The sequence below is a fragment of the Bacillus sp. B1(2022) genome (assembly GCF_040259625.1).
GTDB classification, from domain to species: Bacteria; Bacillota; Bacilli; order Bacillales; family Bacillaceae; genus Bacillus; species Bacillus velezensis.
Window position 1 is genome coordinate 213,204 of record NZ_JANIFO010000003.1, and the last position, 9,749, is coordinate 222,952.

The 9,749-nt window shown below is 46.3% G+C and carries 8 protein-coding genes; all 8 read left to right on the forward strand.

The genetic code is table 11. The annotated features are described in order from the left end of the window. Window positions 1-65: 65 nt before the first annotated feature. The 8 genes from mraY to ftsZ all read left to right on the forward strand — a co-directional run bounded on the left by mraY (window position 66) and on the right by ftsZ (window position 9,664). Window positions 66-1,040, forward strand: a complete 975-nt coding sequence (gene mraY, locus NQS30_RS07205) for a phospho-N-acetylmuramoyl-pentapeptide-transferase (RefSeq protein WP_007409707.1) — start codon at window positions 66-68, stop codon at window positions 1,038-1,040. Continuing rightward, entirely contained in the window at window positions 1,041-2,396 is a 1,356-nt protein-coding gene (gene murD, locus NQS30_RS07210) for a UDP-N-acetylmuramoyl-L-alanine--D-glutamate ligase (protein WP_015239817.1), read from the forward strand. 58 nt (window positions 2,397-2,454) lie between these two features. Next, on the forward strand, window positions 2,455-3,555 hold the full coding sequence (gene spoVE, locus NQS30_RS07215; RefSeq protein ID WP_015239818.1) for a stage V sporulation protein E: 1,101 nt from the start codon (window positions 2,455-2,457) through the stop codon (window positions 3,553-3,555). Between the two features lie 116 nt (window positions 3,556-3,671). Continuing rightward, on the forward strand, window positions 3,672-4,763 hold the full coding sequence (gene murG, locus NQS30_RS07220) for an undecaprenyldiphospho-muramoylpentapeptide beta-N-acetylglucosaminyltransferase (protein WP_015417423.1): 1,092 nt from the start codon (window positions 3,672-3,674) through the stop codon (window positions 4,761-4,763). A gap of 25 nt (window positions 4,764-4,788) precedes the next feature. Then, complete coding sequence (murB, locus tag NQS30_RS07225) at window positions 4,789-5,700, forward strand: UDP-N-acetylmuramate dehydrogenase (RefSeq protein WP_007409709.1); 912 nt, start codon at window positions 4,789-4,791, stop codon at window positions 5,698-5,700. 128 nt (window positions 5,701-5,828) lie between these two features. Beyond that, window positions 5,829-6,617, forward strand: a complete 789-nt coding sequence (locus NQS30_RS07230) for a cell division protein FtsQ/DivIB (RefSeq protein ID WP_007409710.1) — start codon at window positions 5,829-5,831, stop codon at window positions 6,615-6,617. A 549-nt stretch (window positions 6,618-7,166) separates the two neighbouring features. Further along, the gene (ftsA, locus tag NQS30_RS07235; RefSeq protein ID WP_003154425.1) at window positions 7,167-8,480 is read left to right on the forward strand and encodes a cell division protein FtsA; all 1,314 of its coding nucleotides are present in this window, start codon (window positions 7,167-7,169) and stop codon (window positions 8,478-8,480) included. A 35-nt stretch (window positions 8,481-8,515) separates the two neighbouring features. Continuing rightward, window positions 8,516-9,664: a cell division protein FtsZ gene (ftsZ, locus tag NQS30_RS07240; RefSeq protein ID WP_003154424.1), complete on the forward strand. Its 1,149-nt coding sequence runs from the start codon at window positions 8,516-8,518 to the stop codon at window positions 9,662-9,664. Window positions 9,665-9,749 lie beyond the last annotated feature (85 nt).

Here is a 9,749-nt window from a genome sequence, read left to right on the forward strand (position 1 = left end):
GGGGACACAATGTGAATATGATAAATACGTATGTCGTTTGAACGAAACGGGAGGAGAAAAGAGCAATGCTTGAGCAAGTGATTTTATTTACAATAATAATGGGATTTTTAATCAGTGTTCTGATATCTCCGATTCTTATCCCGTTTTTAAGACGTTTAAAATTCGGCCAAAGTATCAGGGAAGAGGGGCCGAAATCACATATGAAAAAATCAGGGACGCCGACGATGGGCGGGGTCATGATTATTGTATCCATCGCCATTACGGCGATTGTCATGACGCAGAAATTTTCGCATCTGAGCGCGGAAATGTTTCTTCTGCTGTTTGTCACGATCGGATACGGCCTGCTCGGCTTTCTGGATGACTATATTAAAGTAGTAATGAAACGGAATCTCGGATTGACGTCGAAGCAGAAATTGATCGGCCAGATCATTATTGCCATAGTATTTTACGGAGTATATCATTATTGCCATTTTTCAACCGGCATCAGGGTGCCGGGCACACATCTGTCAATCGATCTCGGCTGGGGATACTTTATCCTCGTTCTCTTTATGCTTGTCGGAGGTTCAAATGCCGTCAACCTGACAGACGGTCTGGACGGTCTCTTGTCCGGTACCGCGGCTATCGCATTCGGCGCTTTCGCCATCCTTGCGTGGAACCAGTCACAATATGACGTTGCGATTTTCTCGGTTGCCGTTGTCGGCGCCGTTCTCGGTTTTCTTGTATTCAACGCCCATCCCGCCAAGGTATTTATGGGGGATACCGGTTCGCTTGCGCTCGGAGGAGCGATCGTGACCGTTGCCATTCTGACGAAGCTTGAAATTCTGCTCGTCATTATCGGCGGAGTATTTGTTATTGAGACCTTATCTGTTATCTTACAAGTCATCAGCTTTAAAACGACAGGAAAACGAATCTTTAAGATGAGTCCGCTTCACCACCATTACGAATTGGTCGGATGGTCTGAATGGAGAGTTGTCGTCACATTCTGGACTGCGGGACTGCTGCTTGCCGTTTTAGGAATTTACATCGAGGTGTGGTTATAAGTGGAAAACGAACTTTTTTTGCAAAAACAAAACTTTCTGGTCCTCGGACTGGCGAAAAGCGGATATGCGGCTGCGTCGATTCTTCATGAAAAAGGCATTAACGTCGTCGTGAATGATCAAAAAGCCTTTGAAGAGAACGAACCTGCCCAAAGGCTTGCAGAAAGAGGAATTGAAGTCATCTGCGGTGAGCATCCGACGTCACTTTTTGATCAGCATCACATTACCATTCTGATCAAAAATCCCGGAATCCCGTATGAAAATATCATGGTGGAGGAAGCGCAAAGAAGAGGCATCCCGGTCTGGACGGAAATCGAGCTTGCGTATTATATCACCAATGCAAAATTCATCGGCATTACAGGTTCAAACGGGAAAACAACAACGACGACCCTGATTTATGAAATGCTGAAAGCTGATTCGATAAAGACGCTGATCGCAGGGAATATCGGCACTGTCGCCAGTGAAGTGGCTTATCATGCTGACGGTGATGAATGGATCGTCACAGAGCTTTCTTCGTTCCAGCTGATGGGGACTCATGCATTCAGACCTGAAATCGGCCTGATTTTAAATGTGTTCGACGCTCATTTGGATTACCATCACAGCCGTGAAAACTATGAAAAAGCCAAGCAGAACGTGTATCTTCATCAGCTTGAGAGTGATACGGCCATCGTGAATCAGAGCGATGAAACAGTCGTGCGGCTTGCCGAAAGCGGAAAAGCCGGCACCGTTCCGTTTTCAGTTCACCAGGAACTGTCAAGCGGCGCATTCATTAAAGACGGAATGCTGATGTTCGGCGATGAAGCGATTCTGCCTGTTGATGACATCGTACTGCCGGGCGCGCACAATTTAGAAAATATTTTAGCCGCTGTAGCCGCGGCAAAAACGGCGGGCGCGTCTAATAAAGCGATTCAGAAGGTGCTGACAAGCTTTACCGGTGTCAAACACCGTCTGCAGTATGTAACTGCGATCCAGAATCGTAGATTTTATAATGACAGCAAAGCGACGAATATTTTGGCCACAAGCAAAGCGCTCTCCGCGTTCAAAGCACCGGTTATTCTGCTTGCAGGCGGACTGGACCGCGGCAACGGTTTTGACGACCTGAAACCGTATATGGACAATGTCAAAGCGGTCCTGACGTTCGGACAGACAGCGCCGAAGATAGAAAAACTGGGCAATGAGCTGGGAATACAACATGTCAAACGTGTCGATAATGTTGAACAAGCAGTATCTGCGGCGTTTGCGCTCTCAAATGAAGGAGACGTCATCCTCTTGTCACCCGCGTGTGCAAGCTGGGATCAGTTCAAAACATTTGAAGAACGCGGTGACATGTTTATAGATGCCGTGCATATGCTTAAGTAAGGGCTTGTCTCTGTTCATCGGCAGCCCTAAATGACTTATGCTTGGGGTGTCGATTGCTTTGACTACTAAAAAAACAGCGCCTGATTTGTTATTAGTTATCATTACGTTATTGCTTTTAACAATAGGATTAATTATGGTCTACAGTGCAAGTGCGGTATGGGCGGATTATAAATTTGACGACTCGTTTTTCTTCGCGAAACGGCAGCTGCTGTTTGCGGGGATCGGCGTCATTGCCATGTTTTTCATTATGAATGTGGATTATTGGACATGGCGCACATGGTCGAAGCTGCTTCTGATCATTTGTTTTTTTCTGCTTGTGCTTGTGCTGATTCCGGGAGTCGGAATGGTGCGGAACGGTTCAAGAAGCTGGATCGGAGTGGGAGCGTTCAGCATTCAGCCTTCGGAGTTTATGAAACTGGCGATGATTGCGTTTCTGGCTAAATTTCTTTCTGAAAAACAGAAGAATATTACGTCATTCAGACGCGGATTCGTTCCCGCGCTCGGAATCGTGTTTTCTGCATTTATTATTATTATGTGCCAGCCAGACCTGGGAACGGGGACGGTAATGGTGGGCACGTGCATCGTGATGATTTTTGTTTCCGGTGCGCGAATCGCTCATTTTGCGTTCCTCGGACTCATCGGTTTAAGCGGATTTGCGGCGCTAGTTCTGTCCGCTCCTTATCGGATTAAACGGATTACCTCTTACTTAAACCCGTGGGAGGATCCGCTTGGAAGCGGATTTCAGATCATTCAGTCGCTCTATGCCGTAGGTCCGGGCGGACTGTTCGGGATGGGGCTCGGCCAAAGCCGGCAAAAGTTTTTTTACCTGCCGGAGCCGCAAACCGATTTCATTTTTGCTATTTTATCTGAGGAACTCGGCTTTATCGGCGGTTCGCTCATATTGCTGCTGTTCACTATTTTATTATGGCGGGGCGTCAGGATTGCCCTCGGCGCGCCGGATTTATACGGAAGCTTTGTCGCCATCGGTATTATTTCTATGATAGCTATTCAAGTCATGATTAATATCGGCGTTGTGACGGGGCTGATCCCGGTAACAGGAATTACGCTGCCGTTTTTAAGCTACGGAGGCTCATCACTGACGCTGATGCTCGCAGCGGTCGGCGTGCTTTTAAATGTCAGCCGGTACTCGAGGTATTGATCTGTATCTTACCTCATCACTCATGATTTATTCGTTATCTATAAAAAAACAGACAACATCAATAACCCTGTCCTAAAAAACAGGGTTATCGCTATGTGATTAAGGGGGACATACGAATGCGTATTGCAGTAAGCGGAGGCGGAACCGGAGGACATATTTATCCGGCCCTGGCCTTTATTAAAGAAGTTCAGCGCCGGCATCCGGATGTGGAATTTTTGTATATCGGAACAGAGAACGGTCTTGAGAAAAAAATTGTTGAACGGGAAAATATTCCGTTCCGCGCCATTGAAATTACAGGTTTCAAACGAAAACTTTCTTTTGAAAATGTAAAAACCGTCATGCGCTTCTTAAAAGGCGTGAAGAAAAGCAAATCATATTTAAAAGAGTTTAAACCAGATGCCGTTATCGGTACAGGCGGCTATGTATGCGGTCCGGTCGTATACGCGGCGGCAAAAATGGGAATTCCGACGATCATTCATGAGCAAAACAGCCTGCCCGGCATCACAAATAAGTTTCTCTCGAAATATGTTAATAAGGTGGCAATTTGCTTTGAAGAGGCAAAATCGCATTTTCCTGCTGAAAAAGTTGTGTTTACGGGAAACCCGAGAGCCTCTGAAGTCGTCTCAATTAAGACAGGCCGCTCGTTAACTGAGTTCGGGCTGAAAGACAATCAAAAAACGGTGCTCATTTTCGGCGGAAGCAGAGGCGCGGCTCCCATTAACCGTGCCGTTATAGATATGCAGGAAGAATTGAAAACGAGACCTTACCAAGTGCTTTATATTACCGGGGAAGTGCATTACGAGAAGGTAACGGCTGAGCTGAAAGGCGGAAAAGCCGCTGATAATATGGTGACAAAACCGTTTTTGCACCAAATGCCGGAGTACTTACAATCAATTGATGTCATTGTGGCCAGAGCCGGAGCGACGACGATTGCGGAAATCACCGCTCTCGGCATTCCGAGCGTGCTTATTCCGAGCCCGTATGTGACAGCCAATCACCAGGAAGTCAATGCGAAGGCGCTCAGCCAGCATGACGCTGCAATCGTACTGAAGGAAACCGAGCTCACCGGAGAAAAACTGATCGCTGCGCTGGACAAAATCGTCATGAATGAAGAAACCTTAAAAGACATGAGTGAGCGGACAAAATCACTCGGTGTTCCGGATGCGGCAGCCAGACTGTACAGTATCATGGAAGACATAAAAAAATAGAGCAAATGGAATGCGGAGGTTTATGATGGAGAACGTAATTCAGGAATTAAGAGACCGCGAAGTCGGCAAAGTGCTGGAACAAGAACCGCTCGCGAACCATACAACGATGAAAATCGGCGGTCCGGCGGACATTTTAATCATCCCCAACCGTGTGGAAGCGGTCAAAGATATTATGGATATTGTGAAGAAACATGATCTGCCATGGACGGTTATCGGCCGCGGTTCAAATCTGCTCGTGCTTGATGAAGGCATAAGAGGAGTTGTCATCAAGCTGGGAGCGGGTCTGGATCATTTGGAGATTGACGGTGATCAGGTGACGGTCGGAGGCGGCTATTCGGTCGTCCGGCTTGCGACTTCCATGAGTAAAAAAGGAATGTCCGGTCTCGAATTTGCAGCGGGCATTCCCGGATCAATCGGCGGAGCCGTCTATATGAATGCCGGGGCGCACGGATCTGATATGAGTGAGATTCTTGTGAAAGCCCGTATCTTATTTGAAGACGGCACAATCGAATGGCTGACAAACGAAGAGATGGATTTCAGCTACAGAACGTCTGTTTTGCAGAAAAAACGCCCCGGCGTCTGTCTCGAGGCAGTTCTTCAGCTTGAGCAAAAGGAACGGGAAGCCATTACGGCGCAAATGCAGCAGAACAAAGATTACAGAAAAAACACTCAGCCGTATTCAAGCCCATGCGCCGGGAGCATATTCAGAAATCCGCTGCCGGATCATGCCGGAAACCTCGTTGAAAAAGCGGGATTAAAAGGACATCAGATCGGCGGAGCAAAAGTGTCCGAAATGCACGGGAATTTTATCGTCAATGCCGGCGGAGCGACTGCCAAGGACGTTCTCGACCTGATTGAATATGTGAAAAAGACAATCCGTGAGCAGTATGATGTTGACATGCATACAGAAGTTGAAATCATCGGAGGGAATCGTTAAAAGGTTCTCTGATTACGTGAGCTCATGTGATATACTTTTAACAAATGTCAAACGGCATCACAGCATGCCGTTTGTTTTTCAATCAGACGAATGTCAAGCTGTTTCATTCTTAGTGAGGTGGACAGGCAGTGAACCCAAATCATGAAAGAGAAAAAATTGTAAATATTGAAGAGCGGATTCCGAAAATCAAAGAGCAGCGGAAACAAAAAGCAAACCGCCGGCTGATTTCATTCATTGTGCTCTTTTTTATGATGGTGCTGATCATCGTGTACTTGCAGATGCCGATCAGCAAAGTGTCTTCTGTCACCGTTTCCGGAAACGAAAACGTGTCTGTAAAAGAGATCAACGCGCTTTCTGATATACATAACGGACAAACCGAGTTCTGGAGTCTGAACAAGAAACAAACAGAAGAAAAGATTGAGCAGAATAAGCTGGTGAAAAAGGCGGAACTTTCAAAAGTATTTCCTAACAAAGTCAGCATTCACATTGAAGAATACAAGACGATCGCGTATCTGCAGCGACATGATGTATATTATGAAGTGCTCGAAAACGGCACTGTGCTGCCGAACGAAGTCACGCCGGATGACGCGGGCCCGATTTTGGTTGACTGGACAAACGCGAAAAAGCGGGTCAAAATGGCGGAGCAGCTTGATAAGCTTTCCGGTTCGCTAAAGCAGTCGATTTCTGAAATCTATTATACACCGGTAAAAATGGATCAGGACCGGATCAAGCTGTATATGAACGACGGGTATGTAGTTACCGCTTCTATTAAAACGTTTGCCGGCCGGATGAAGACCTATCCTTCTATCGTTTCCCAGCTGGACGGCGGGAAAAAGGGGATTATCCACTTAGAAGTCGCTACGTATTTTGAAGAATTTAACAAAGGTAAATCCGGCAAGAAAAAAGAAAATGATTAATAGTTCTAAAGAACTAATTTCAAGGTGGTTCAAAAGAATCTATTACAATCAGCGGGGCAGCCGATATAACCGATAGCGGAATCATTATGACTATGTTTGTTTTTGCCCGGGATATGGCTGCCGGACAAGCGGAAAATTCTCAATGCAATGGGCGTGTCTTCTGCAATGAGCATTGCATTTGGAATTTTCCTCCTGTTTCTTCTTTTTTCGGATGTTTCTGGCAATATCTATAGCTTTTCTGGAGGTTCATCTTAGTGTAGACTAATGGAAAGCGGGTATATTTGCATCTGGTTTGCACAGTATGGCACCGTGACAGGAAATCTTACGGTAAGGTGGGCCGTCTCTAAAAAAAATAAAAAAAATACGATATAAAAGAGGATATACATAGAATATAACGAATAGTTTCATTAAACATAAATTGTGAGAAATCAGATAAGAATTTGTTGATGCTGTTGTTTTTGTTACACACTTGTAAAGCCACATTCATTGTATTGTTGTTCCGCAAATAATAGAATAGAATTTGATCGAAATGTGAGGAGGTGCCATAGAATGAACAACAATGAACTTTACGTCAGTCTTGACATCGGTACGTCCAATACAAAAGTGATCGTCGGAGAAATGACAGATGATTCCCTTAACATTATCGGAGTGGGAAATGTACCGTCTGAAGGGTTGAAAAAAGGCTCAATCGTTGATATAGATGAAACCGTTCATTCTATAAGAAAAGCGTTTGACCAAGCTGAAAGAATGGTAGGTTTTCCGCTGAAAAAAGCCATTGTCGGCGTTAATGGAAATTATATTCATATTCAAGATACGAACGGCGTTGTCGCTGTTTCCAGTGAAAACAAAGAAATTCACGTTGAAGACGTCCGCAGGGTAATGGAAGCGGCACAGGTCGTGTCAGTTCCGCATGAGCAGCTGATCGTAGACGTCGTTCCGAAACAGTTTATCGTTGACGGAAGAGACGAAATTACCGATCCGAAAAAAATGCTCGGCGTGCGCCTGGAAGTAGAAGGCACGCTGATTACCGGCTCCAAAACGATCTTACATAACTTACTTCGCTGTGTGGAGAGAGCGGGCGTTGAAATTACTGATATTTGCCTGCAGCCGCTTGCGGCCGGTTCGGCGGCTTTGTCAAAAGACGAAAAAAACCTCGGAGTCGCCATGATTGATATCGGCGGTGGCTCGACGACGGTGGCGGTATTTGAACAGGGGCACCTGAAGGAGACAGCCGTCATTCCGCTCGGAGGCGAAAACATCACGAAAGATGTATCGATCGGATTGCGCACTTCCACCGAAGAGGCTGAAAGAGTAAAAAAACAATTCGGACATGCATTCTACGATGAGGCTTCAGAAGATGAAGTATTTGAAGTCACCGTCATAGGAACGAATCAAAAGCAATCTTTTACACAGCAGGAAATTGCCAATATTATTGAAGCAAGAGTGGAAGAGATTCTTGAGATTGCCGCAGCCGAAATTGAGCATATGGGAATTACAGATCTGCCCGGCGGCTTTGTGCTGACCGGCGGACAGGCCGCAATGCCCGGAGTGCTTTCATTGGCACAGGAAGTGCTGAGGCACAATGTAAGGGTCGCAAGCCCGAATTATATCGGTGTAAGAGACCCTCAGTATATGACGGGTGTCGGCTTGATACAATTTGCCTGCCGAAATGCCAGAATTCAGGGAAGAAAAATAGGCTTTCATATGCCGGAAGAAGCCGTGCAGGAAATCGCGGTCTCTCACGAAGAAGAACATCATCAGCGGCCAGAGGCGCAGCAGCGTCCAAAAGCAAAACAAAAAACACAAGCCGAACACAACAAACCGAGCAAAATGAAAAAACTATTAAGCATGTTTTGGGAATAGATTGATAGTCATTCGGCAGATTAGGAGGATTTAGCATGTTGGATTTCGAAACAAACATAGACGGCTTAGCATCAATTAAAGTAATCGGAGTAGGAGGCGGCGGTAATAACGCGGTCAACCGAATGATTGAAAATGAAGTGCAGGGTGTAGAGTACATTGCGGTAAACACGGACGCGCAAGCTCTTAACCTGTCAAAAGCGGAAGTGAAAATGCAGATCGGGGAAAAGCTGACCCGCGGTCTCGGAGCGGGAGCGAATCCGGAAGTCGGCAAAAAAGCCGCTGAAGAAAGTAAGGAACAAATCGAAGAAGCGCTAAAAGGTGCTGACATGGTGTTCGTTACAGCCGGAATGGGAGGCGGTACCGGAACGGGAGCCGCACCGGTTATCGCGCAAATCGCAAAGGACTTAGGCGCTTTGACTGTCGGTGTCGTAACAAGACCGTTTACATTTGAAGGAAGAAAACGTCAGCTGCAGGCTGCAGGCGGTATCACGGCAATGAAAGAAGCCGTTGACACACTGATCGTTATTCCGAATGACCGCATTCTTGAAATTGTCGATAAAAACACACCGATGCTTGAAGCATTCCGTGAAGCTGATAACGTGCTTCGCCAAGGGGTGCAAGGTATCTCTGACCTCATCGCGACGCCTGGTTTAATCAACTTGGACTTTGCCGATGTCAAAACCATCATGTCCAACAAAGGTTCAGCATTGATGGGTATCGGGATCGCTACGGGCGAAAGCCGTGCTGCTGAAGCCGCCAAAAAGGCGATCTCCAGTCCGTTACTGGAAGCGGCAATCGACGGAGCGCAAGGTGTTTTGATGAACATTACGGGAGGTACAAACCTGAGCCTCTACGAAGTGCAGGAAGCAGCCGACATCGTCGCTTCTGCATCTGACCCTGATGTCAACATGATTTTCGGTTCAGTTATCAATGAAAATCTGAAAGATGAAATCGTCGTCACCGTTATTGCGACCGGTTTTATCGAACAGGAAAAAGATGACTCAAAACCGCAGCGTCCGACTTTAAACCAAGGATTGAAGTCTCAAAGCCAAAACGCTGCGAAACGCGAGCCGAAACGAGAAGAAACACAGCATCAAAACACGGTGAACCGCCATACATCACAGCCGGCGGATGATGCTCTCGACATTCCTACATTTTTAAGAAACCGCAACAAACGCGGCTGATGTAAAAAAGGACAAGACCACATGGTTTTGTCCTTTTTCTTTTTTGTGTACAGTCTTCCTTCCTATCCCCATGATCTATACAGTG

Bases quoted from the DNA above. Each gene is read 5' to 3' on its own strand.
- mraY (WP_007409707.1), top strand. From the start codon at position 66: ATGCTTGAGCAAGTGATTTTATTTACAATAATAATGGGATTTTTAATC.
- ftsA (WP_003154425.1), top strand. From the start codon at position 7,167: ATGAACAACAATGAACTTTACGTCAGTCTTGACATCGGTACGTCCAAT.
- murB (WP_007409709.1), top strand. From the start codon at position 4,789: ATGGAGAACGTAATTCAGGAATTAAGAGACCGCGAAGTCGGCAAAGTG.
- murG (WP_015417423.1), top strand. From the start codon at position 3,672: ATGCGTATTGCAGTAAGCGGAGGCGGAACCGGAGGACATATTTATCCG.
- ftsZ (WP_003154424.1), top strand. From the start codon at position 8,516: ATGTTGGATTTCGAAACAAACATAGACGGCTTAGCATCAATTAAAGTA.